The sequence below is a fragment of the Streptomyces sp. NPDC056361 genome (assembly GCF_042262805.1).
Lineage (GTDB): Bacteria > Actinomycetota > Actinomycetes > Streptomycetales > Streptomycetaceae > Streptomyces.
In genome coordinates this window covers 12,185-33,287 of record NZ_JBHJQI010000026.1, presented here as the reverse complement: position 1 = coordinate 33,287, position 21,103 = coordinate 12,185, and the positions used below count along the sequence as shown (strand labels likewise).

Here is a 21,103-nt window from a genome sequence, read left to right as displayed (position 1 = left end):
GAGGAAACTTGGATGATTGTCGACGGAGGTGTGGCGGGTGGCGGCCGACGAGGGCGAGGGCGGGGTGGACTTCGTGGCGCGGTACCGCACTCCGCCAGAGGGCGTGCGGGCGCTGGGGATCGCGGTGACTGGGGCCGGACGGATCCTCGGTCAGCGTCGCCTCCAGTCCGAACGCGTCCTGAACTGCTACGCCGGTGTCCTCGTGCTCCGGGGAGCGGGGTTCCTGGAGCTCCAGGGCCGGGGCCGGCACGAGGTGCGGCCGGGGTCGTTCTTCTGGCTGCCGCCCGGGATCAGCCATCGCTACGGTCCGTCGCCGGACGGCTGGGACGAGTACTGGGTGCTGTTCGAGGGGCCCGCCGCGGCGGCCTATCGGGATCTCGGCTACCTCGGCGCGGAGCACCCGGTCGCCCGGCCCGCCGATCCCGACGAGGCCCGTGCCCTGTGCGTCCGGGTCCTGGACCTGCTCACCGGGCCCGAATCGCTGGACAGCCACATGGCCGCCACGAGTTCCCTCCACGCCCTGATCACCGCGGTGGGCAGTGGCCGGCGGAGGCCCGCGGATCCCGGGCGCGCCCGACGTGACATCGGCCGTCGGGCGCTGCACCTGCTCGACGCCGCCGACGGCCCCGTGCGGATCGGCGACATCGCCCAGGAGCTGGCGGTATCCCGCGACACCCTCATCACGGCCGTCCGCCGGATCACCGGTTCCCCGCCCACGGTGTACCTGACGCGTCGCCGGATCGACCGGGCCAAGGCTCTGCTCACCGACACCGACCGGCCTGTCGCGCTGGTCGGACGGGACGTCGGATATCCCGACCCCGCCTATTTCACCAGGGTTTTCACCCATCACGTGGGCATCGCGCCCTCCGTCTTCCGCAAGCAACAGAGGCGCTGACGGCCGGAGCCGCCCTCCGCCCGCCAGGTCCGTATCCGTGGCCGGACGCCCGCCGGTCGGTACTGCCGGAGTCGTCGAGCTTGAGGGTGAGTGCTCTGAGGGGATCGGCGAGGGCGTTGACGGCTTCGGTGGAGGAGACGGTTTCCAGGCATCCGTGGCCTTCGCAGACGCTTGCGCTTGGGTCGCCACCCGGCCCGACTGCCTGAGCTCGGGGACGGGTCGGAGGAGGGGGCTGGCGCGGTCGGCGTTCCAGGCAGAGCGCGGCTCTGACAGCGGTGTCCACGCTGCGGAGGCGGGGGAGTCGTGTCTGGCGCCGAGGTGGCTCTCGGCGAGACCGGCGGCACGTACGGTGTGCCCTCACGCGGCCGGTATGCCGACGGTATGCCGAGGATTTTCGGAGCCCGAGGCCGCCGCGGGGGTGTCAACCCGTCCGGCTTTTGCCGCGGTGAAGGTGGGTGTTCCCGCGGGCACCGGCCGTACCGGGTTGGACCTTGGTGCCCGCGGAGGGTTCGTCAGTTGGCGGTGACCCGGACCTGGTCGATGACCCAGTACCAGTTGTTCTCACCGGTGTAGCGGAATCTCACCCGGATGTCGGTGGCGCCGGCCGGAACGTTCAGCTGGAGCTTCTCGGCGCGGGACATGACGTCGCTCGTGTACGTCTGCACGCTGATGGGGGTTCCGCCGTTGTAGCTGACGAGGACCTCGCCCTTCTGCGGGTCTTCCTGTCGGTAGTGGGTGACATAAGTCAACGTCGCAGTCCTGCCACCGGTGACCGGCCAGGCGGGGCTGACGAGGGTGGAGTCGAAGGTTCCGGTGAGGTCCTTGTCGTACCACTCGTCGCCGTCGGCGACCGCGAAGACGTTCCGTGCGCGGACGTTGGACTCGCGTTCCTGGTCGGGGGCCGCCCTGGTCCAGAACTCGTCGGTGGTGAAGGTCCAGCCGCGCCACTCGGTGACCCCGGCCGTGCCCATCGAGGAGTTGTCGACGGACCAGCCCGGAGGAGGAGTGTGGGTGAATCCGACGACGTCCGTGCCGAGGTCCGTCTCGTCCACCGGACTCTGGAGTTGCGTGCGCAAGGCGTCGAAGTCGTCCGGGGTGGGCTGGGAGAGGGGGCGGCCGTCGAGCGCCCAGGCCGGGTTGATGGGGATGCCGAGGTGCGCGAGGGCCGAGGCGGCGACATCGGTCAGCTTCACGTCGTACCGGACCGAGCCCGGTGTCGTGGTGCCGCCGGTTGCGATGACGAAGGTCTGCCGCTCGGGCCAGCTCGATCCGCCGTGGCCGCCTGCGTCGGTGTGGCCGTGGTCGGTGGTCACGATGATGAGCCAGTTCTCGGAGGCATAGGTGGTGCGGGATTTCACGGCTGTCACGATCTCGCCCACCTTGCTGTCCACGCCGTGGATGGCGTCCAGGTATGCCTGGCTGGCGGCTCCGTGGCTGTGGCCGGCGTGGTCGACGTCGTCGAGGTGGACGAAGACGGCGTCCGGGTTGGAGTTCCGGAGCCGGGCGACGGCGCGGGAGGTGGTGCCGGCGTCGTACTCGGCGGCAGGCGTGGAGATCCGGGTGTCGACGCGGGGGGAGAGGACGGTGTCGGTGATGGCATTCCAGGAGGCGACCGCGTACGTGGACAGGCGGGGCTTGGCGGTCTCGATGCGGGTGAGGAAGTCCGGGTACTGGGCCAGGTTGTGGCCCCCGAAGGAGTTGTCCTTGACGTTGTGCTTGTCGGGCCAGACACCGGTGAGGACGGTCGCCCATCCCGGGCCGGACAGCGTGGGCGCCATGGGCTCGGCGTACAGGGAGCTGGTGGCGGTGAGCCCCTGGGCCATCAGGGACTTGAGGTGTGGGGCGTCGGCATCCCTGACGCGGCTGAGCAGGACGCCGTCGATTCCTATGACGAGCACCTTGGGGGTACGCGCGGCGGCGCGGGCCAGGGTGGTGAGGGGGCCGGCCGAGAGGGCGAGGGCTGCGGCACCGGCGAGGAGCGAGCGGCGGGTCAGATCCATGACTGTCTCCTGGGGGCTGCTTCCTCCGGTACGGACGGAGGAAGCGGGTGAGGGCGGTGGGGAATGGTGGCCTGGGTGTGCGGAGGCACCCGGGCAGCCGGGTGGGGGGCTTGGAAGACGTATGCCTTGATCGACCACAGCGAGTAGCCGAACGAGCATCCTCATTCGGTTCCGTACACGCGCGGGCAGCGCCCGGAACCGTGGAGGTTGATCAGAGGCGGCGCGAGTCCGACGCAGCTGGGGCCGCCGACTAGGGCGGGGGCGCGCCCCCGCCGACCGGTCGGTCACGGCCGGGGTGATTCGCGTCGGCCGATTCGACGCCGGCGTCGTCAGAGGCTGACGACCGTCCATTCCAGTCCGGCGCCGGGGCCGTCGGCCAACACCTGGACGATCCCGCCCCCGTCGCCCGTGGAGCCGTTCTCCGCTGTCGCGTAGATCCCGTTGGCCCGGTCGACGAGGCAGTAGGTCCCGGTGAGCACGCTGACGATGACCTGGGCGGGCGTGGGAATCTCCGGGTCCAGCGCAGGGGACAACCGTCGGTGAACTCGCCGGTGGAGCCCCAGTGGTCACCGGCCAGAGCCCGGTCCCATGCCGACTTCAGACAATCCGACAGGACCGAGCTCTTCAGGCAGCAGGTGCTGTTGGGCAGCACGAACCGGTGCCGATTGAGGTCGACCTTTTCGAGTTGCGGCGCGCCGTTGGGCACCGCGCCGTACTCGCCGTTACCGGTGACGAATCCGTCCGCCCAGGACCGGGCGGGAATGGTGTCGTACACGCCCTGCTGGGGCAACGTCGCCGGGGCCGCCGCGGCGGCCCCGGCCGTCGACGAGAGGAAGCCACCGGGAAGCGAGGTCGCGCCTGCGGTCAGTGCTGTCGCCGTGATGAATCCTCTGCGGCCGAGAGGGGCGTGCGGGGGAGGCATGGCATGGATCCTTCAATGCAAGAGAACGGGGAGGGTACGGCGAAGGAGGCCGGGGGCAGGCGTCGCAGCAGTGTCCCGTCCGCTGCGATCCCAAGGGGTATGGGAACGTAAACATTCGTGCCGGGTCAGTGCAGCACGCGGCGCTCAGGAGCGTCAATAGCCTCGTCAACGCGTTCGTAAATCACCCGATGAGCCTCGGAATCACCCCGCTCACCGCCGTTCCGGTTCCGCCTGCGCCCACGTCGCCGCGCGCCTGTGGCGGCGGCGCATCAGGGTGAGACGCACAGGTCGTCGCAGCGATTGCCGGTTCGACAGCGCCTCACGTAACCCTCCCGAGGACCAGATCACCAGAGATACCGCTGGCGCCGACGTCTCAATCGATCTGGTCACCCCTGGTGAGAGCCGTCGGCTCTCACCAGGCCATCTGCGACGGGACAGCTGTCTGGGACCCTGTGATCCCGGAAGCCACCCCGGAGGAAAATCACGGTCTGCTCGGTGATCGCTGCGGCACAATCCCAGGATGATCGGCAACCGGATCACCCATCGCACAGCGGACGGCGTCCGCATACCCGGAACCTGGCGGCACGCCTTCATTCGCAACGGCGGCCACTACTTCCTCACCGACCTCTTCATCTACGCGGACGGACTCATCGACTGCTGGGGCCTGGTCACCGTCGAGGAGTTCGAGGAGAAGCTGCGCACCGGCTGGGTGGCCACCAGCTTTCCGGAAGGCGGCGAGGCCTCCTCCCACGACCTGGCGCACTGGAAGTTCAGCGAGCCGGAGAGCTGGCTCACGCCCGAACTACTGGTCGCCGAAGTCCGCGACACCATCGACCAGCTGAACGGGCGCCCCGACTCGACCGGCCGATGCCTGGCCGCCGTCGACACCTTCCTCGCTGACCAGACCGAGGAGAACCGGGCTGCGGCCCACGCCGCGTTCCTGGTCGTCCCGGAGTCGCAGCGCCGCTACGCGCTGGGTGACATGGACAGCAAGGACTGGCCGCTGCGCGTACTGGTGGCAGGTCCCGGCGGCCGGACCTACCTGTCGTTCGACGGAACGGTCACGCAGGAGGAGTACGACAGTGCCCTCGCGTACTTCGAGGAGAGGGCCCGCTGGAGAGCCGAGAGGGCCACCCGCGTCCCCGCAGACGGACCGGCGACACCGCACGCCCCGGCCGTCCAGCTCTACCACTCGTTTCCGAACAAACCGGCGGCCGATCCAGGCAGACTCGGCCTGCGCCACGACTACCCCGCCCCGATCACGGTCGCGGACACCACCTACCCCTCCGTCGCCCACGCCTACTGGGCCTTGTCGGTCACCGAGCCCGAGACCCGGCACGCGATCGCGGCAGCGGAGACCGCCACAGCGGCACGCACCCTCGCGACCGAGGCCCCCCGCCGCGAGGGCTGGGAACACGTCCGGACCGCCGTCATGACCACTCTGCTGCGCGCCAAGTACGACCAGCACCCCGAGCTGGCCGAGATCCTGCTGGCGACGGACGACGCCACCGTGATCTACGACGACATGAACTCGACCTTCTGGGGCGACAACGCGGGCCGAGGCCGCAACTGGTCGGGACGTCTTCTCGAACTCGTCCGCTCCGAAGTGCAGATGCGGCGCGCAGGGATCTTCCGGGTGTGACCGGGCCGGGTGCTCGACCTCACCGAGCCGCTCAAACTTCGCTGCGACGGGACACCGGATCGCTCACGTCCTGCTCGGCACTTCCCCCCGTTACCTTTTTCGTGGCTCCGCAATGGAGCCTCCGGCCTTCGGGCCCGGCATGACTTCCCCCCTTGTTGTTCATGATCCGGGGGGTGTCACCAGGTCCTGAGCATCGACGGACCGCTGATGAGGGGCTTGAGTTCCGGCTTCACCCAAGGCCGGGAGAGCTCTCCGTAACGTGGATGCGGCAGCTCGGTGCCGAGGCAAGGCCGGACGAAAGCGTGATGGAGGGGCCTGCACGTGATCGACACCGGCGACAACGGCGTCTTCCTCGGCCTGGACGTCGGCAAGGGCGAACACCACGCCACCGCGAGGTCGGCGACGGCAGCACCTTCCCGACCGCCGACCACCTCGCCGCCTACGCCGGACTCGCACCGGCGACCCGGAGCTCAGGCTCGTCGATCCGCGGCGAACAGCCCTCCAGGAGAGGAAACAAGCAGCTCAAACGGGCCTTCTTCCTCTCCTCCTTCGCTACCCTGGGCGATCCGGCCTCCCGGGCCTACTACGACAAGAAGATCGCCCAGGGCAAGCACCACACCCAAGCACTGCTCTGCCTCGCCAGACGCCGGGCCGACGTCCTGTTCGCCGTGCTCCGCGACGGAACCTTCTACGAACCGCAGCCGTCGGCCGCGGTCACCTGACCTGCGGGTCTGCGAGGAGAACGACTCGATCGGCCTCAACGTCGAAGCCGAGCACCGGATGGCCGGAGCCGCCCTCCGGGTCCATCAGCACCGGCTTGCCCAGCCGCCGCCCGACCTCCCGAAGGAAGCCGCAGAACACATCAAGTCGCTCCTGGCCCTGCAACTCCCGCAGGTCGACATCGAAGTCGACTTCATCGTCGGCGTGGAAACGGAAGATCGCCAACACGTCGGCAGTCGGCCAGACCCGCAGGTCCGGGCACTCGGCATCCGCCGGACGGGACAGCACGGCCTCCGCCCGGGGCACCGGAAGCACCGTCTTTTCCTCGGAGTACTGGCACTCCCAGCCCTTCTCCGCGACCAGATCGAGGACCGCCTGCCAGTCCTCCACCGAGGCATCCGGGACACGCACGTCCGGCAACGACCCCATCAAGTCCGGGTCGAAGAACCGCTTCACGTCATCCCACAGCAGATCAGCCACCCCGCCATGCTGCCCGGCTCACCCACGCCGACGCACCCGGTTTCCCTTGACCAAAGACATAAGGGCACCCCCTGCAGCACAGCTCGGCTATTACCGGGTAATGGAGTCAGGCCGCGCCGAGGAACTGCTGGGGGTCGTGTCTGCCGACGGGGCGTCCGGTGCGGGCGTAGTGCTGGGCAGCCCGGATTCTGGCCTCGATGCCGGTCAGGGGCCGCGCACGCTGTTCCTTCTACTGCTGGATGTCGAGCCGGGCAAGGTACTCGGCGTGCTCTTCAGCAGGGAGACGCCTGGCGGTAAGGGCGGCGTCCTGCCGGACGCGGGCTGCCGCGATGCGCCCGGCGAACTCGGTCTGGGGTGCAGGGTCGCTGCAGTGTTCGTCGTGCGCGGCCATCGCGCGTAGGTAACCGGCCGACGGCGGTGCGGGCGTACGGACAGGCTAGGCCGTCGGGGCGCCGCCGGTTCGGGTGCGGCCGTGGTGGGGCCGAGGGACGCGATGGGCAGCACCCCGATCGCTTGGACGACGTCGCTGCCGAGCTCGGTGTTGATCTGCTGGCAGAGCTGGGTGCCGAGGAGCCGCAGGTTCGCGGCGTACGCGTGCGACCCCGGGCGCAGGTCGAGGCGGCGGCCCCCGCCGCAGACGGCCCGACAAACTCCACGGCGACAAGGGGGCTACGACTCCCCCCACCTGCGACGCTTGCTCCGCTCCCGCGGTATCACGCCACGGATCGCCCGTCGTGGCATTGAGGACTCACAACGACTCGGACGTCACCGATGGGTCATCGAGCGAACCATGTCCTGGCTCGCCGGCTGCCGTCGGCTCCACCGCCGCTACGAACGCAAGCCAGAGCACTTCCTCGCCTTCACAGCCATTGCCACCAGCCTCATCGACTACCGACGGCTCACCAAGTGACGTTCTAGTCGGCGTCGCTGACGGCTGTGCGAGAGGAGCTCGTGGTCACGATGTCGATGGCGATACGCAGAGACGTCTCTTTCCAACCGAGCAACGCGCGAGTGATCGCGATCGACTGGATGATGCTCATGCCGCGTTCAGCCAGCAGATCCTGAACAGCTTCCATCCCTTCCCCCGCGAGGACGGGCCGGCATTGCTCGACGAGCGCAGTCCATCGCGCGGCTTCCTCGGGCCGCAATCCGACGACGTGGTCGAACATGGCTAGACCTGCCTCCCTGAACTTGCGCGAGCGATACTCCAGGGCTGGTGGTCGTGCCGCGCAGCGTGGGTACGGAAGTCGAAGAAGCCCAGACCATCGACCTTGCGCTCGGTGTCGATCTCTTCGAGCGTCCAGCAGTGGTCGGAGTAGTCGTCGATGGCGACGCCGCCGGCTTCGAGGACGTGTGACAAGAGGGCGCAGATCTCGGCAGGGCCGTCGATGTGGCTGGAGACGCTGACCAGCAGGGCCCAGGTCGGGCGTTGGCCGAACGTGGAGTCCAGCAGACGTACGTCCTCGGGAGTCCAGCCGAGGAACAAATGATCGTCCTGCTCGTCCATGAAGTCGATGAAGAGCTTCCCGTCCGACCAGTACCCGTCCTTGCCGGGCATCAGCTGGTCGAGCCGTGCGGCTGTCGCGGTCGAGTCTCCAGCGGGGAACACGTAGACGGTGCGCATGGGCGGAGCGTAAATGGCGACGCAGGGCTGTGGCCATGGAGTTTCGCCCCGATCATGGGTTGCCTTCGCCGATGGTGGCAGTGCGAGCGGCGAGTTCGCTGAATGACGGGATACCGAGGTTCACCGTTGAGGTACCTCATCGCTGCTGCCGCCGGCTCCACCGACGCTACGAACGCAAGCCGGAACACTTCCTCGCCTACCGACGACTCGCCAAGTGAAACGACGTCTTACTACCGGGTAATGACGGTACAGCCGCGTCTCGTAGCCATCGCAGCCGCTCGAGAGGCCGACGCGCTATTACTGGGTAATGGAGTCGGGCCACACCGAGGGCTAGCTGGGGCTGGCGGCCTCCAACCGTGACCTGTCTCAGCGAAGATGCACCGACCTCACCGAAGTTTCACCAGGCAGGGCTGTCCCGCCTCAGGCGATCCGGCCCTGCCGCGGATGATCTGGTTCGCCGGTCCGGCTGTCAGTGAGGCATGGCAGGCTGCGCCCATGAGCTATGACCTTGCCGTGTGGGAGGGCGAGCGGCCGGCGGATGACGCTGCTGCGGCCCGGCGCTTCCGTGGTCTGTATGACCGCTTCATGGACACGGAAGGGCCCGCGGTTCCTCCGTCTGAGCGGATAGCGGCCTTCGTCGCCGCGCTCTTGGAGCGGTGGCCGGACCTCGCCGAAGACGACGATGACACCTCGCCATGGTCAACCGCTCCGCTGATCGGGGAGGCCCGCGGCCCGTTGATCTACTTCCCCATGCGATGGAGCATGGCCGACGAGGCATCTGCCCACGCGGCGGAGGTCGCTTCGTCGATGGGCCTCAACTGCTATGACCCGCAGGCACGGAAGCTGCGCCCTTAGCGATGGTGCGGGGTCGGCTCTGTTCGAGAGCTTCGACAGCACCTGGGCCTGCTGGGGCGTCGCCCGTTGACCAAGGACGCGAGGCCGGTAGAGCCCCAGCCGGGCGGGGCGCGCTGTGCTGAGCTACGAGTACACCTGCCACCGGGATGACCGCGATCGGCTGGAGGCCGCCGGGCTCGTCGGTAACTCCGGGTTGTCGCCGAACCCCGGGACCTACAGCCCGGCGGGGCCGGCACCAGGGAGGCGCCGGCCTTTCGCGTCGGCGTGCTCCTGGTGCTCGTCGACGCCGACCAGCAGTACGCCGCCGTCGGCTCGCTCGACGGGAAGAAGCCGCGGGGGCGACATCAACGTCGCGCTGCTGGTGCTCGTCGTCGGACCGGTGCCCAGCGGGCGGCGGGTAGTGCTCATGACGGCAGTGTCTCGCCATTGGGTACCGCCGGTACAGATAGACAGATAGGGCGCCGGGAGTCGTTTGCTCCGCCGGAACGGCGGTATGGCAGAGGCATGGCGAGAAAACTTTCCTTTCCGGTCCCGGTCCTCACCGTCGATACCCCCCAGAGGATGGACCGACCTGTGGTTTCCAGGTGGGTCGTTTGGGGCGACCTACAGGTCTTCCCCGGCGATGCGTTCTCTTCTCTGAGCGTGAGCGCGGCCGGAGTCGGGGCCGCCGAGGTCATCGGCGCACGGCTGACGACCATCCAGAAAGGGACGGACGCCGGTTCCTGGTACCTGGTGGCCTACGGGACCGCGATCTCGTACGGATAGGCCCGGGCGGGCAGAGCGCACAGCAGCTGCGCCCGCGCTGACATCTACTCTGCGTACGACAGTAGGAGTCGGGGCCGTCGGCTCGTGATGCAGCGGGTGCCCATCTCGACCAGGCTGACGGGGAAGGTCCACGTTCTCGTGAACATCGCCTCAGGGCCGATCCGGCTGCCTCCCGAGATGGTGAACAACCGCTGTCGAAACTCGGGTCCTGGCTCAGCTTCTGTGGTGTGCCTCCGCCTCGGTGGCAGAGGGCGTCAGCCCGACACGAGCCCGATGTACTAGCTTCCAGGTCTGGCGGGCGGCGACGAGCGCCACCATGGCTGCGAACGCCGTGAAGAGGCCGGCCGCAATGGGGCTCTTGCACCTGGCCGCGGCCACGACCATGTAAACGAAGACAGCCCAGTCCAGCCAGGTTCGCCTCAACAACTCTGCCACGCCACTCATGGCACCTCCCGGCGGGACAGTAGCCCACTCGGCGTAGTGCGCCACTCGGCGTTTGCGCATCACAGGAGCTGAGCCAGAGCCGAAACTCGTGAACAGAGCCACGGGGTGATCCTTCGCAGATGCTCGGTAGGGTCGCGCCATGTCAAACGATCTCGGTTTCACGTGCTCATGCTGCGGCGTTCACCACGCAGAGCTCCCCATGAGCTACTCGACGATGGCCCCTGACGTGTGGGATCCCAGCTTCGAGAGTGATCCGGACTGCCTGCTGTCGTCCGACCAGTGCGTGATCAGGGGCCAGCACTTCTTCATCAGGGGTCTGATCGAGATACCTGTGATCGGCAGCCAGGACGTCTTCTCCTGGGGCATCTGGGTCTCTCTGAGCAGGGACAATTTCGCCCGTGCTCTTGAGGTGTGGAACACGGAGGGCCGCGAGGCCGAGAAGCCGTACTTCGGCTGGCTCAGCACCGAGCTCGCGCTCTATCCCGAGAGCACAATCAACCTGAAGACCAACGCCCACACTCGACCGGTCGGCAAGCGGCCCTTCATCGAGCTGGAGCCCACCGACCACCCGCTCGCCGTCGAACAGCGCACCGGGATCACGCAGGATCGTGTGCATGAGATCGCCACGGCGGTGCTCCACCCGGCCTGACGGGCAGCGTCTGTCAAAGTCCACTGAGACTGGTCGGACTTCGGTGAGACTGCCCAGACTTCGATGAGACGGGCCAGGTGGGTCGACGCTCGTGCCGTGTTCGTGGATCCCCATGGACTCCGCGGCGCGGTATGCGCCTCGTCGGTCGGTACACCCTTGGGCCCGCGTGGCCGGCTGATACGGCGCTTCCTCAGTTGGCCGGGCGCGGTTCCCGTGCGCGCAGCCTGCGTGCGAGCAGGCCGAGCAGCACGGCGTTGACCAGCCCGGACAGCGCCACCCCGATGGAGAAGATCAACGGGCTCAGCCAGGTGATCGAGGAGAAGTACTCGACGGGCGAGGACACCGCCACCGCGAGGATGCTGAACGGCGCGGTGGCCATGAGCGGCCAGATCCCGGCGAATCCGGGGTCCGGCAGTACGAACGCGGCGCACAGGAAGAATCCCAGCGCCACCGCGACCACGGCGAGGTATCCACGCGCGAGCCAGTTGTCCACCGCGGGCGCCAGCAGGGCCCGAACCCCCTGCGGGCGGGTGCCCGCAGGATCCGTCAGATCTGCTCTCTTCTGCTCGGCCGGGTGGGCGACGTGCGGGAGGGGCTCGCGCGCGCCGGTCGTTGTGGCGGTCGCGGCCTTCGTGGCGAGGGCGCCGAGCACGGCAGCGTTCACGAGTGCGCACAGGAAGAGCCATACGGCGAAGACCGCGACCGCCGTCATCTCGGCCGCCCCGTCGATCTCGGCGCCGGGGTCGAGCGGGAGGAACACACACAGGAAGGACAGGGGCGCCGTCAGCAGCAGAGGGCTCCCGGCAAGGGTGCTCTCCGGGAAGAGGAACATGACCGTGAGGGAGAGGGCGAACACCGCCAGATAGCCCCGGGCGGGCCAGTTGCCCGATGCAAGCGCAAGGAGTCGGCGCAGGCGCGGGATACGGCGGGGGCGGGACACAGTCGGCATCGGTTGTTTCCTCGGGTCGGTCCGTTGGTGATCTCCACGGTGGACCACGGGGCGCGCTCAGGCATGAGTACCGGTACTCACCGAGAGGACCGCAGAGTTCACACACGTCTGAGCAAGACCCCTCACTTTGCAGGACGCCAGAGTTCCAGGGCAGGGTCAGGTCGGCGATGACGGCTCACGATCGCGTTCGACTCCTGTGGCGGCTGGGGGGTGGAGGCTGGCGAGGTCGTCCTGTCGCACGGCGCCGAGCCAGTCCGGCGGGCGTTCGCCCTGGCGCTTGGTCAGCATGATCGCGAAGGACCGGACGTGGCTGGCGAGGGCGGCGATCTTTGAGCAGTTGGTCGAAACGGTCTTGAGCCGGGGCTGTTCCGACTCGCTGAGCGTCTGTGGACGCCGGAGGATCCATCCGGCGACTGAGCGGGGCGACGGTGGCCGGACTGCCACCGGCCGTGGCGATGTGCGTTTGAGGGCCTTCGCCACCCTGGCCGTCATCACCAGCACTTCTGTGGCACCGCAGCAGCCCGCTGGCTCTGCCCGGGGCGAAAAGGCGCCGTCTGCCTTGGCCGGGCCGGTGCCCTGCTGTGAGGCGACCGACGACGTGCCGAGGGTGCTGCTCGGCGAAGACCCCGACGAGGCCCCGGACACCAACAGCGAGCCTGAGTAGGGTAGATGAGGCAGGGCGCAGGGAGTTGCGCGGCTGACCCCACGCTCTCGCGACTCGGCGCGGCCCATCACCCCGGCGGACCATGACCGCCGCCTCGCAGTAGTGATACCGCCATGCCCACCCTCGTTACCCTCGCCCTCGACAAGGGGCTGGACCTCTCGGCGCAGCCCTGGGCCGGCTTGCACTCGTCGTGCTTCCGGGCGCTCTGCCGCGGGCGCCAGGCTGTACCGGCGGAGCCGGGCCACTCCGCCCGAACCGCCCCGTGTTCGCCACTTCGCCCTCCTGCGAACCGAGAGCGCCGACGGCTTGCACGTACGGTACGAGACCACCCGGCCGACCGAAACCAAGATCACCGGATCGGCGGCCACCACCGCCTCTACGAGCTGACCGACGCGCAACCGGAGGACGGAACCTACGTAGCCGCGCCCCTCGACCACCGATAGCACCTCACCCTTGCCGGAGATCGCAGCTCCCAACAGACCCGACCCGGGCAGCTCGCCCCCTGCCCCTCCCCAGCGCCTGTACGCCTTCTGATCGACCCGAGACAGGAGAACGACATGTCCCAGAACTCCAACCCCTACGAGCACACCCCGACCGCCATGGTCTTCGACGTCTTCACCGAGGTCTCCAACGAGCTGATCGGCCTTCTGACGCACCGGTCCGACGCCGCGACCGACCCGGCCGAGCGCGAGTCGTGGTGGCAACGCGACCTTGGCGTCCGTGACACCCGCCGAGCCGTGGACCCCCAGAACCGCCAGGCGCTCCTGGAACACATCGCCGCCTGGAAGCTGGAGATCGAGCAGCTGAAGGTAGCCCGGTGACCGACCCCAGCGCCTACTTCCTTATCGAGGACCAGTTACGGGCCCGCTTCGAGGAACGCGTCAGAGAGTTCGTCTTCGGCGGCCTCGAGCCTCGACAGACCCCCGCCCTGGCCCTGCTGGGCGGGCAGCCCCCGGCCGGGAAGAGCCAGGCGATGGCCGCGCCCGTCCGCCGGTACGGTGGAACGCTCGTCCCTCTCACCGGCGACGAACTGCGCCCGTTCCACCCCCGCTACCAGGAGCTCCTCGCCCAGGACGCGCAGACCCGCGAGACGGCCACCGCGCAGTTCTCCGGGGCGATGGTCGGATGAGTATCGAGTACGCCCTCGACCACAGCTGCGGCCTGCTGCTGAAAGGGGTCCTCCGCGACCCGGCGACGACGATCGGGACCGCCGACGGTTCGCCGCTGCCGCTCGCCCCGTGGGGTGGGGGTCGCCGCGCTCGCCGTGCGCGAGGAGCGCAGTCGCCTCGACGCCCTCGACCGCTTCCCGAAGGGCGGCCGCTGGACACCGCCTGAGCTCGAGGACTTGGCCTACAGCAAGGTGCCGGAGACGGTCACGGCCGCCGAGCAGAGCACGGCCGGCACCTCGATCATCATCACCAACCGTTCCGCGGCCGACCTCTGCAGCAGTGAGCGCTGCCCCGATGGCCTGTGGCCCGGCGGCCCCAAGGCCGTCCCGATGAGGGTGGACGAACGCGCGAAGCCGATGCCGGCGCAGGAGGCCGTCTCCTGGCTCGCGGCGTACCGCACGGTCCTGGTCGAGATGGCTGCGCCGGGGCGAGACCATCGACAAAAAGCACCGACAAAGAACCACCGGCAAGAGCCGCCCCGTCCTACGGCGGCTCTCCCAGGACGCCGACACCGTCGCAGCAATGGCTGCACACGACCCGAGCAGCCCGGTCCGCCAACAGCACGAGGTGGTCAAGCCGATGCTGCACCTCCTCGTCGAGAACCCCGCCGTGGCGACAGGCCCCACCCCGCTCACGCTCCTGCCCGACCCGTCTTCCACCCCGCAGGGCGGGGCGGAGAGCCGGAGACGGGAGCGGCTCCTTCCCGCCGCCGGCGCCGCCGGGGACGAGCTCCGCAGCACCTTCGCGGCAGCCTGCCAACAGCACCAGGCACCGCTCCCGCACCGACAGCCTCCTCCCGCCGGCCGAGCGCGACCGCGGCCCGGGCCCGTTCCACCACCACCCACACTCGCCCCGCCTCCTCCACCGGCACCGCTCCCGCCCCTGGTGGCCAGCAACCGCCCGCCCCTGAACAGGGCTAGGGCCGAAGCCGGCAGGACACCTGCCGGCGGCGCGGTTAACGTCGCCGAAGTCCACGACAGCCGCCTGCGCCTGCCGACATCAATGCGTTGAACAAGCAGCCGCCATGAGGGGCGGCCCCTTTCGATGTACGGGCCACCCCTCTCAGGCCGCCCGCAGTATGAGATGGCCTTCCGGTCGACGGCTGGTTTGTGCCAGCATGCCGGGCATGCAGCAGCAGCTGATTATCAGCGGCAGCGTGCCGGCACCGAGCCCGAGGGAGTGACCCTCCCCGCACTCACCGCCCGCACGCAGACCTCTCGCACCTCGCGAGGGGTCTTTTCCGTTTTCCGGCCCCACCACGGCCCCATGAACAGGACCACCACCCATGGAACACACCCGGCTCACCGTCACGCTCCAGCCCGGCCACGGAACACTCGCGCGGCTCGCCGCCATGCTCAACAACCACCACGTGCTGGACCTGACCTACACCACCGCGCCGACGAACACCGCCACAGCCGTCGTATGCGTGGCGCAGTCCGACGCCCTGCGCGCACAGCACAAGCTGCGCAGGCTCGTCGACGTGATCGACGTGACGCCGGCTCCCGCATCGCTGGGCACCGTACAAAAGGCAGACGTCCCCCACGTACTACCGCAGTAAAACCGGCGGCATTTACTGCGGTAGGACAGACAAGAGCAAGGCTGGCGATCGGATCACGGACAAAATCCGACCTCCATGATTGCGTGACAGGTCGGCGCGCAGGATCTCCAGGTCGGTGATCGGTCCCTGGCCGCCGAAGGAGCCGCTGGCGAAGGCGGCTTTGGTGCGGTTCGCCGCGTCGACGAAGCGGATGCCTTCTTCGCGGGTGGCATGGACCCGAAGGGTGCGTGCCAGGCCCATCTTGCGTGCGACGTCCCGCCCGGCACCGCGCAGGTCCACGGTCTGTCCGCCCTACCGCGGTGCGGGAGCCCGCTCGACGACCGTGGCCTGCATTCCGTGCCGTCCGAGCCAATGGGCCAGGGCCGGCCCGGCGATACCGGCTCCCGCGATCAGCACGTTCCGGTGTGTCATGACACTCCCTTTCGGCTTCCTTGTCTTCTCTCGCCCCGGGCGGCGGCCCCCGGGTGCGGTCCGTACGGACCGGCCGGGGCCGCTAGTCGTGCACGGTCCCCGCCCGGGACTCAGATGGTGACGTGTTGCTTGGTGCCGGATTCGCCGGCAGTCGTCTCGGGGGTGATGCCGTGCTGCTCGTCTTCGGGGCGGCCTTTCTTGGGCAGCAGGAAGGTGATCGCGAAGAAGGCCACCAGCAGGCACGCCTGGACGATCAGCGCGTGGTGGAAGCCGCTAGTGAAGTCACCGGTCTTGGCCTGGGCGAAGAACACCAAGCCGAAGACCGCGACGCCGATGGAACCGCCGACCGCCTGGACCGCCGACAGGACGCCGGAGGCGGATCCGATCTCGTCGTCGTCGACCGCGGCCAGGATGAAGCTGAACAGGGCGGCGATCACCATGCCGGCGCCGATGCCCGCCACCGCCACGCCGGGAGCGATGTCCCAGATCGAGAACGAGACGGCATCGAGGTCGTCGAGCTCGAACCACAGCACGGCCGCGCCGGCCAGCTGGACCAGCGGTCCGATCTGCAGCACCTTGCGGCCGATCTTGTCCGCGAGGAACGCGCCGCTGACCGCGCCGCCGATCGCGGTTCCCACCGCGAGGGGCAGGTTGCCCAGCCCCGCCTCACCGGCAGTGAAGTGCTGGCCGATCTGGAGGAACAGGGTCAGCACGAGCTGGGTGCCGATGAGCCCGCCGAAGAACAGGGCGATGCCGCCGAGCCCGACGGTGAACGCGGGCTTGCGCAGCAGGCCCGGGGTCACCAGCGGCTCGCGGCCCGCGGCGGCCGTTCGGCGCTGCTGGAGGGCGAAGAGGACGAAACCGATCGCCGAGGCGGCCATGGACAGCCACGTCCACAGCGGCCAGCCGTTCTCCTGCCCCTGGTTGAGCGGCAGCACCAACAGGGCGCAGGAGATCACGATCAGGGCGGCGCCGGTCATGTCGACCCGGACCGTGCGGTCGCCCGCCTTCTTGGGCACGAACTTCGCGGCGGTGATCAGCGCCGCGACGCCGATGGGCAGGTTGACCAGGAACACCGACCGCCAGCCCAGGTCGAAGAAGTCGCCCTCGATGAGGAATCCGCCCAGGACCGGGCCGATGATGCCGCCCAGGCCGAGCACGGGTCCGAAGATCGCGAAGACCTTGGTGAGCTCGGGGCCGGAGAAGTTCTCCCGCAGCAGGCCCAGGCCCTGGGGCAGCAGCATCGCTCCGGCGGTGCCCTGCAGCAGGCGGAAGGCGATCAGCGACTCGATGTTCGGCGCGATCGCGCACAGCAGCGAGCTCGCGGTGAAGGCCGCCAGGCCGATCAGGAACATCCGGCGCCGCCCGTAGCGGTCGCCGAGCCGGCCGCCGAGAACGAGCCCGGCGCCCAGGGTGAGGGCGTAGCCGCCGATCACCCATTGCAGTCCGACGGGACCGGCACCGAGGGATCTCTCCAGGTCCGGTCCGGCGACGTTGACGATCGAGGCGTCCAGGAGATCCATGATCTCCGCGACGATCATCACCGCCAGGATCAGCCACCGCCATCGGTAGGGCTCGGTCGTCTCGTCAGGGGTGGGGGACGGGTCACGCACGCCAGATACCTCCATGGTGAAGTAATTCCATCGTGAAGGTAAAGTGGTGGCGGTAGGTTGTCAAAGCGGGATGACCGTGCGGACCGCGTGACAGGAGAGAAGGCCGGAAGCATGGAGGAAGCAGTGCGCGACGGTGTCGCGGAGCAGCGTGAGCGGCTGATGGAGTCGTTCAGGATCTACGGCGGTCAATACGCCGAGCTCAGCCGGCGCTTCGCCGCCTGGCTGGGCCTGCACTCCACGGACGCGACCGCGGTCCTGGAGATCGCCGCCGCCGAGGAGCGCGGCACCCCCCTGTCGCCGGCGCGGCTGAGCGAGCGGATCTCCCTGTCCACGGGCGCCACCACCGCGCTCCTGAACCGCCTCGAAGCGGCGGGACACATCACCCGCGCCCGCGAGCACTCCGACCGACGCATCGTCACACTGCGCAGCGGCGGGCACATTCAGGAGAGGGCGGACGAGTTCTTCGGCCCGCTCGCCCACCGCCTCGACGCCACGATGTCGCACTACCCGCCCCAATTCCTGGAACAGGTCGAAGCGTTCATGGCCGACCTGAGCACCACCATGGACAGCCACCTCACGGAACAGGATCGCGGTGACACCGGGCTCCCCCCGCAACCCTGATGGACGAACTCCCTGACCGGCTTGGCCTCGTCTACGCGGAGTTCGCTCAAGGATGCGGCTGGCTGGAGTCGGACCGGCTCCTCACTCGCGGGGAGTACGAGGCCATGAGAGGCTCCGTGCGGTAGTGGGCTGAGAAGGACCGCACGTGGCCGGACGTGATCGCGGAGTTCGGGCCTCCCTCTGTCTTGTTCGGAGGGAGTAACCCCCTGTACGGCAAGACTCACGGCTACCTCAGCGAGGACCTTGAGTAGCCGATGGTGGCCTTCCAGCTGTGGAACGGCAGCATTCCGGGAGCCGAGGCCTGGTCGTCTGGGCGCGAGCGGCCATTGCTTCTCGCGGTGCGATGCGGCGGCGGCCTTTTCCCTGAGACTTCTACCTTCACCCCGGAAGGCAAGCGCCGAAGGCCCAAGGCCTCCTGTTCAGCCTGCACGCCTGCCCTGGACTAGAGCTTGTTCGGCTTGTCCGATCTTTGGGGCTGTTGGCGTCGTCATGACGGTGCTTGTCTAGGTGGGGCGCTGCCTGCCTGTCCTGCGTGTTGTGGGCCGGGTTGTTCAGGGGATGGGGGAGAGGTGCGGGCGTACGGCGAGGTGGTCACCCGCCGCGTCCAGGTCGGCGGTCATCGGGAAGAGGCCGTCGCCCCGGCTCGTCATCGCGCGGAGTGCTCGGGTTTCAGCGAGTTCCTTGGATCCGGCTTTGACTTGCGAAGCGCGTACCTTGCGCAGCCAACCGAGTTAAAGGACTCGCTAGTTCGACAGCGCGCGAACAGGCTGCGCGCGTCGCGAGTCGGCCATCGTGGCACTGAGGTGATCTACGCCTACAAGATGCCTGCCGGAGCCACGTTCACGTGTGCGCCGGCGGCCGATTGTGAATGGCTCCGGCTGCCGGCCCAACAAGCGCCCAAGATCCCCAGCGGCTCGCCCTGACCACCCAGTTCCATGGCATGCGGGAGCGCCGATGCGCCTGGCAACGCCGGCGCTCCTGCCTCGTTGTCCTTGCCGCGTGAGAGGCTGCCCGGCGATACCAGGACACGGATGGAGGGCTGGTGGGATGGGTTTCGAGGGCGAAGTCTGGCGACTGATGCGGCAGGAGGAACCGCTCGGCGAGATCGTGATCGACGAGGCCGACTTTCCTTGGCTGAACGGTCGTTTCGTTCCAACAGCGGCGTTCGGGGAGGTGAAGCCGTGGTTCGACGAGTCGCTGGCTCTTATGGAGGCGGAGGAATACGACCGGTTCGACGACACCTACGACAGGATCACGGACACCCTGTCGCTCGTGGCCCCTTCAGGTCCGGTCGCGGAGTTTCTTCTGCACATCAGTGGCGGTCGTGCGTGGTTCAGGTGGAGTGACGAACCATTCGAGGATGGCTGACCCGCCAGACCCTGGGGAATCGCGTGGCCACAGCCCCTGGGGAATCACGTCGTCGACGTCGGCGAGAACGCCCTTACCACCCCGCCAGAGACCATCGGTGGGATGAGCGACCGCATCGGCACCCGAATGTTCCTGATCGAACAATCAACCGCCCGCACGCGCCGGGCCTCAGTCAACTGCGGCCGCGTCAAAGGAGGAACGACAGACGAAAGCGGGAAAGACACCGCATCGGGATCCCACCAGCGACCCACCAAGCCCACAGGACTATCGAGAAGATCAGTAAGTGGTGGGCTCCGGAAGTCCTTCGGGGGTTGACGCCGGGCTGGATTTGTGGGGGTGCCTACTGTCAGGTGTCGAGGACTACGAGACGGGGGATCGCCGCATGGAGACAGACTGTCCGGTCAGGTACCCCGATCTCGGGCAGCTCCACGAACTCGCCCCCTCGGTCTGAACCGCTTCAGTGTCAGTGTCAGAGGGCACCGTTACCCTCCCCTGCATGGAACAGGAACTTGCCAAGCGCTTCGATCCTCTGCCCGGACGGGTCGGCCACGTGGCTGGCATCGAGTCACTCACACTCGACGGGCGCCGCTACTACTTCGGCTTCGACTACACGAGCGACCTCGTTGTCTCCCCGCTGATTGACGAGCCGGAAGCGATGGCCGCGTTTGCAGCCGAGCACATGCGGCAGACCGACGGCATCCACGACGAGGCCTACTGGGCGGACCTCGTCGCCGACGCAGTCGAGACGTCAGAGCTGGTCTGGGAGCAGCCAGCGCGGGAGTTCACCACGACAAGCCTGCGCACCGACCTGCCGACCCCCGGGAGCCACCTGCTCTACCTGCTGGACGCGGTCAGCGAGTGGGACGAGTCATTCACCCTGCCACCAGCCGCTCAGCAGGCATACACCCGACTGGGGTTCGATGAGGACGCCTTCGCCAAGGGCATCGGCGCATGTCTGCAGGCCATCCTGGAGAACGGAGCCGGCGGCCGCCAGGACGAGCGGACAGTGGTCCACTGCTACCTCACGTCCGTGAAGCTCCTGCCCGGAAACTGGACATTGCTCTTCACTCCGCTCGCAGAAGCCATTGCCGGTCACTCATGACTACTGACCACTCCACCAGAGAACGCTCAGACGCGAGTAGTTCACCATTCCTGAGTGCCCACAGCTACCCGACCTTGTCGGCCACGCTGGCGTGTCTTTCGAGCAGCGCGGCGATGACGGCGAGCCGGTCCTACACCGAGGTGCCGTAGCCGGCCCCGTCGATCCGGCCCATGACGAAGGCCTCGAAGTCCTCCGCGACCAAGGTGATTGCGAAGTCGTCCTCCTGGGCGACGCGTAGCAGCGCCGCTCGCGGTACATGTCGCACGCGCGGTAGTCGAAGGTGGGCATGTCGTCGCCGGCCGCTGCCTCCCCGGAAGCAGCTATGGCCCACACTCCGGCGGCACGCCGTCAGGCAAACACGTCCCCACCGCTATCACGCACCCGCTCGTTAGGGAGACCGGCATGAGCGGGAAGCCACCCTGCGATGTCGACGCCAAGTGGGGCAGCCGTGGTTCTATGTCGCCGAATGCCTTTGTGGTTGGTCCTACGGCCGCTGGGGCGTCGACGGGGCGTTCATCGTCACTATCGCCGTCGCTCGCGGCTGGCTGGAGGGTGCCAGCAGGGCTACTGCTGAGTCCACCATGTGAGCCCTGCGCCGCTGGCTGTGGTGATGAGACCGATGAGCCATCCAGGCACGCGCTGCACCGTCAAG

Annotated in this window: 26 protein-coding genes and 3 pseudogenes; 15 read left to right on the top strand and 14 right to left on the bottom strand. The window is 68.3% G+C overall.

What is annotated here, in order from left to right; translation table 11 throughout:
• Nucleotides 1-16: 16 nt before the first annotated feature.
• Nucleotides 17-895, top strand: a complete 879-nt coding sequence (locus tag ACFCY7_RS11340; RefSeq protein ID WP_376483458.1) for a helix-turn-helix domain-containing protein — start codon at nt 17-19, stop codon at nt 893-895.
• 512 nt (nt 896-1,407) lie between these two features.
• Here ACFCY7_RS11340 and ACFCY7_RS11335 read toward each other — a convergent pair.
• The 3 genes and pseudogenes from ACFCY7_RS11335 to ACFCY7_RS11325 all read right to left on the bottom strand — a co-directional run.
• On the bottom strand, nt 1,408-2,895 hold the full coding sequence (locus ACFCY7_RS11335; RefSeq protein WP_376483456.1) for an alkaline phosphatase family protein: 1,488 nt from the start codon (nt 2,893-2,895) through the stop codon (nt 1,408-1,410).
• Between the two features lie 329 nt (nt 2,896-3,224).
• A complete protein-coding gene (locus tag ACFCY7_RS11330; protein WP_376483528.1) occupies nt 3,225-3,428 on the bottom strand; it encodes a hypothetical protein in 204 nt (67 codons plus the stop codon).
• Nucleotides 3,429-3,556: 128 nt separating this feature from the next.
• Nucleotides 3,557-3,817, bottom strand: a pseudogene (locus tag ACFCY7_RS11325) (hypothetical protein); the annotation flags it as partial.
• A 520-nt stretch (nt 3,818-4,337) separates the two neighbouring features.
• Between ACFCY7_RS11325 and ACFCY7_RS11320 the strand changes: the two are divergent.
• The gene (locus ACFCY7_RS11320) at nt 4,338-5,459 is read left to right on the top strand and encodes an NADAR domain-containing protein (RefSeq protein WP_376483455.1); all 1,122 of its coding nucleotides are present in this window, start codon (nt 4,338-4,340) and stop codon (nt 5,457-5,459) included.
• 395 nt (nt 5,460-5,854) lie between these two features.
• A pseudogene (locus ACFCY7_RS11315) lies at nt 5,855-6,181 on the top strand (transposase); the annotation flags it as partial.
• Here the strand turns inward: ACFCY7_RS11315 and ACFCY7_RS11310 are convergent.
• On the bottom strand, nt 6,174-6,659 hold the full coding sequence (locus ACFCY7_RS11310; RefSeq protein ID WP_376483454.1) for a hypothetical protein: 486 nt from the start codon (nt 6,657-6,659) through the stop codon (nt 6,174-6,176). The pseudogene ACFCY7_RS11315 and the gene ACFCY7_RS11310 sit on opposite strands and share 8 nt — an antisense overlap.
• A gap of 100 nt (nt 6,660-6,759) precedes the next feature.
• Between ACFCY7_RS11310 and ACFCY7_RS11305 the strand changes: the two genes are divergently transcribed.
• Both ACFCY7_RS11305 and ACFCY7_RS11300 read left to right on the top strand, forming a co-directional pair.
• The gene (locus ACFCY7_RS11305; protein WP_376483452.1) at nt 6,760-7,059 is read left to right on the top strand and encodes a hypothetical protein; all 300 of its coding nucleotides are present in this window, start codon (nt 6,760-6,762) and stop codon (nt 7,057-7,059) included.
• A gap of 196 nt (nt 7,060-7,255) precedes the next feature.
• Nucleotides 7,256-7,569 (top strand): annotated as a pseudogene (locus ACFCY7_RS11300) (transposase); the annotation flags it as partial.
• Nucleotides 7,570-7,573: 4 nt separating this feature from the next.
• On the opposite strand, the gene ACFCY7_RS11295 reads toward ACFCY7_RS11300, so the two are convergent.
• The gene (locus ACFCY7_RS11295) at nt 7,574-7,828 is read right to left on the bottom strand and encodes a hypothetical protein (RefSeq protein WP_376483451.1); all 255 of its coding nucleotides are present in this window, start codon (nt 7,826-7,828) and stop codon (nt 7,574-7,576) included.
• 2 nt (nt 7,829-7,830) lie between these two features.
• Nucleotides 7,831-8,283 (bottom strand): hypothetical protein, encoded by a 453-nt coding sequence (locus ACFCY7_RS11290; protein WP_376483449.1) that lies wholly within the window; start codon nt 8,281-8,283, stop codon nt 7,831-7,833.
• 444 nt (nt 8,284-8,727) lie between these two features.
• Between ACFCY7_RS11290 and ACFCY7_RS11285 the strand changes: the two genes are divergently transcribed.
• Nucleotides 8,728-9,138 (top strand): hypothetical protein, encoded by a 411-nt coding sequence (locus ACFCY7_RS11285; protein WP_376483447.1) that lies wholly within the window; start codon nt 8,728-8,730, stop codon nt 9,136-9,138.
• A gap of 213 nt (nt 9,139-9,351) precedes the next feature.
• Here ACFCY7_RS11285 and ACFCY7_RS11280 read toward each other — a convergent pair whose 3' ends face one another.
• A complete protein-coding gene (locus tag ACFCY7_RS11280) occupies nt 9,352-9,546 on the bottom strand; it encodes a hypothetical protein (RefSeq protein ID WP_376483445.1) in 195 nt (64 codons plus the stop codon).
• Nucleotides 9,547-9,780: 234 nt separating this feature from the next.
• On the opposite strand from ACFCY7_RS11280, the gene ACFCY7_RS11275 reads away from it, so the two are divergent.
• Complete coding sequence (locus ACFCY7_RS11275; RefSeq protein ID WP_376481103.1) at nt 9,781-9,903, top strand: hypothetical protein; 123 nt, start codon at nt 9,781-9,783, stop codon at nt 9,901-9,903.
• Between the two features lie 213 nt (nt 9,904-10,116).
• Here the strand turns inward: ACFCY7_RS11275 and ACFCY7_RS11270 are convergent, their stop codons facing one another.
• Nucleotides 10,117-10,449, bottom strand: coding sequence for a hypothetical protein (locus ACFCY7_RS11270; protein ID WP_376483444.1), 333 nt, complete (start codon nt 10,447-10,449; stop codon nt 10,117-10,119).
• A gap of 97 nt (nt 10,450-10,546) precedes the next feature.
• On the opposite strand from ACFCY7_RS11270, the gene ACFCY7_RS11265 reads away from it, so the two are divergent.
• Nucleotides 10,547-10,996 carry a DUF2199 domain-containing protein gene (locus ACFCY7_RS11265; RefSeq protein ID WP_376483442.1) on the top strand — a complete coding sequence of 150 codons (450 nt, stop codon included), beginning with the start codon at nt 10,547-10,549 and terminating at the stop codon, nt 10,994-10,996.
• Between the two features lie 190 nt (nt 10,997-11,186).
• On the opposite strand, the gene ACFCY7_RS11260 is transcribed toward ACFCY7_RS11265, so the two are convergent.
• Nucleotides 11,187-11,945, bottom strand: coding sequence for an SCO4225 family membrane protein (locus ACFCY7_RS11260; RefSeq protein WP_376483441.1), 759 nt, complete (start codon nt 11,943-11,945; stop codon nt 11,187-11,189).
• A 286-nt stretch (nt 11,946-12,231) separates the two neighbouring features.
• On the opposite strand from ACFCY7_RS11260, the gene ACFCY7_RS11255 reads away from it, so the two are divergent.
• The 3 genes from ACFCY7_RS11255 to ACFCY7_RS11245 all read left to right on the top strand — a co-directional run bounded on the left by ACFCY7_RS11255 (nt 12,232) and on the right by ACFCY7_RS11245 (nt 13,738).
• Nucleotides 12,232-12,609: a hypothetical protein gene (locus ACFCY7_RS11255; RefSeq protein ID WP_376483439.1), complete on the top strand. Its 378-nt coding sequence runs from the start codon at nt 12,232-12,234 to the stop codon at nt 12,607-12,609.
• Between the two features lie 557 nt (nt 12,610-13,166).
• Nucleotides 13,167-13,430 (top strand): hypothetical protein, encoded by a 264-nt coding sequence (locus ACFCY7_RS11250; RefSeq protein ID WP_376483438.1) that lies wholly within the window; start codon nt 13,167-13,169, stop codon nt 13,428-13,430.
• On the top strand, nt 13,427-13,738 hold the full coding sequence (locus ACFCY7_RS11245) for a zeta toxin family protein (RefSeq protein WP_376483436.1): 312 nt from the start codon (nt 13,427-13,429) through the stop codon (nt 13,736-13,738). The genes ACFCY7_RS11250 and ACFCY7_RS11245 overlap by 4 nt, the downstream gene beginning before the upstream one ends.
• A gap of 221 nt (nt 13,739-13,959) precedes the next feature.
• On the opposite strand, the gene ACFCY7_RS11240 is transcribed toward ACFCY7_RS11245, so the two are convergent.
• Nucleotides 13,960-14,178 carry a hypothetical protein gene (locus tag ACFCY7_RS11240; protein ID WP_376483434.1) on the bottom strand — a complete coding sequence of 73 codons (219 nt, stop codon included), beginning with the start codon at nt 14,176-14,178 and terminating at the stop codon, nt 13,960-13,962.
• An 885-nt stretch (nt 14,179-15,063) separates the two neighbouring features.
• Here ACFCY7_RS11240 and ACFCY7_RS11235 point away from each other — a divergent pair.
• Nucleotides 15,064-15,336, top strand: coding sequence for a hypothetical protein (locus ACFCY7_RS11235; protein WP_376483432.1), 273 nt, complete (start codon nt 15,064-15,066; stop codon nt 15,334-15,336).
• A gap of 12 nt (nt 15,337-15,348) precedes the next feature.
• Here the strand turns inward: ACFCY7_RS11235 and ACFCY7_RS11230 are convergent, their stop codons facing one another.
• The 3 genes from ACFCY7_RS11230 to ACFCY7_RS11220 form a co-directional block, all read right to left on the bottom strand.
• Nucleotides 15,349-15,615 (bottom strand): hypothetical protein, encoded by a 267-nt coding sequence (locus ACFCY7_RS11230; protein WP_376483431.1) that lies wholly within the window; start codon nt 15,613-15,615, stop codon nt 15,349-15,351.
• Between the two features lie 12 nt (nt 15,616-15,627).
• Nucleotides 15,628-15,747: an FAD-dependent monooxygenase gene (locus ACFCY7_RS11225; protein WP_376483429.1), complete on the bottom strand. Its 120-nt coding sequence runs from the start codon at nt 15,745-15,747 to the stop codon at nt 15,628-15,630.
• 110 nt (nt 15,748-15,857) lie between these two features.
• Nucleotides 15,858-17,360, bottom strand: a complete 1,503-nt coding sequence (locus ACFCY7_RS11220) for an MFS transporter (RefSeq protein ID WP_376483427.1) — start codon at nt 17,358-17,360, stop codon at nt 15,858-15,860.
• Nucleotides 17,361-17,471: 111 nt separating this feature from the next.
• Here ACFCY7_RS11220 and ACFCY7_RS11215 point away from each other — a divergent pair, with 111 nt between their 5' ends.
• The 3 genes from ACFCY7_RS11215 (at nt 17,472) to ACFCY7_RS11205 (ending at nt 20,451) form a co-directional block, all read left to right on the top strand.
• Nucleotides 17,472-17,981, top strand: a complete 510-nt coding sequence (locus tag ACFCY7_RS11215) for a MarR family winged helix-turn-helix transcriptional regulator (RefSeq protein WP_376483425.1) — start codon at nt 17,472-17,474, stop codon at nt 17,979-17,981.
• A gap of 1,047 nt (nt 17,982-19,028) precedes the next feature.
• Nucleotides 19,029-19,349, top strand: coding sequence for a hypothetical protein (locus tag ACFCY7_RS11210; protein ID WP_376483423.1), 321 nt, complete (start codon nt 19,029-19,031; stop codon nt 19,347-19,349).
• A gap of 496 nt (nt 19,350-19,845) precedes the next feature.
• Nucleotides 19,846-20,451, top strand: a complete 606-nt coding sequence (locus ACFCY7_RS11205; RefSeq protein ID WP_376483421.1) for a hypothetical protein — start codon at nt 19,846-19,848, stop codon at nt 20,449-20,451.
• Between the two features lie 130 nt (nt 20,452-20,581).
• Here the strand turns inward: ACFCY7_RS11205 and ACFCY7_RS11200 are convergent, their stop codons facing one another.
• On the bottom strand, nt 20,582-20,716 hold the full coding sequence (locus ACFCY7_RS11200) for a hypothetical protein (protein WP_376483419.1): 135 nt from the start codon (nt 20,714-20,716) through the stop codon (nt 20,582-20,584).
• Nucleotides 20,717-21,103 lie beyond the last annotated feature (387 nt).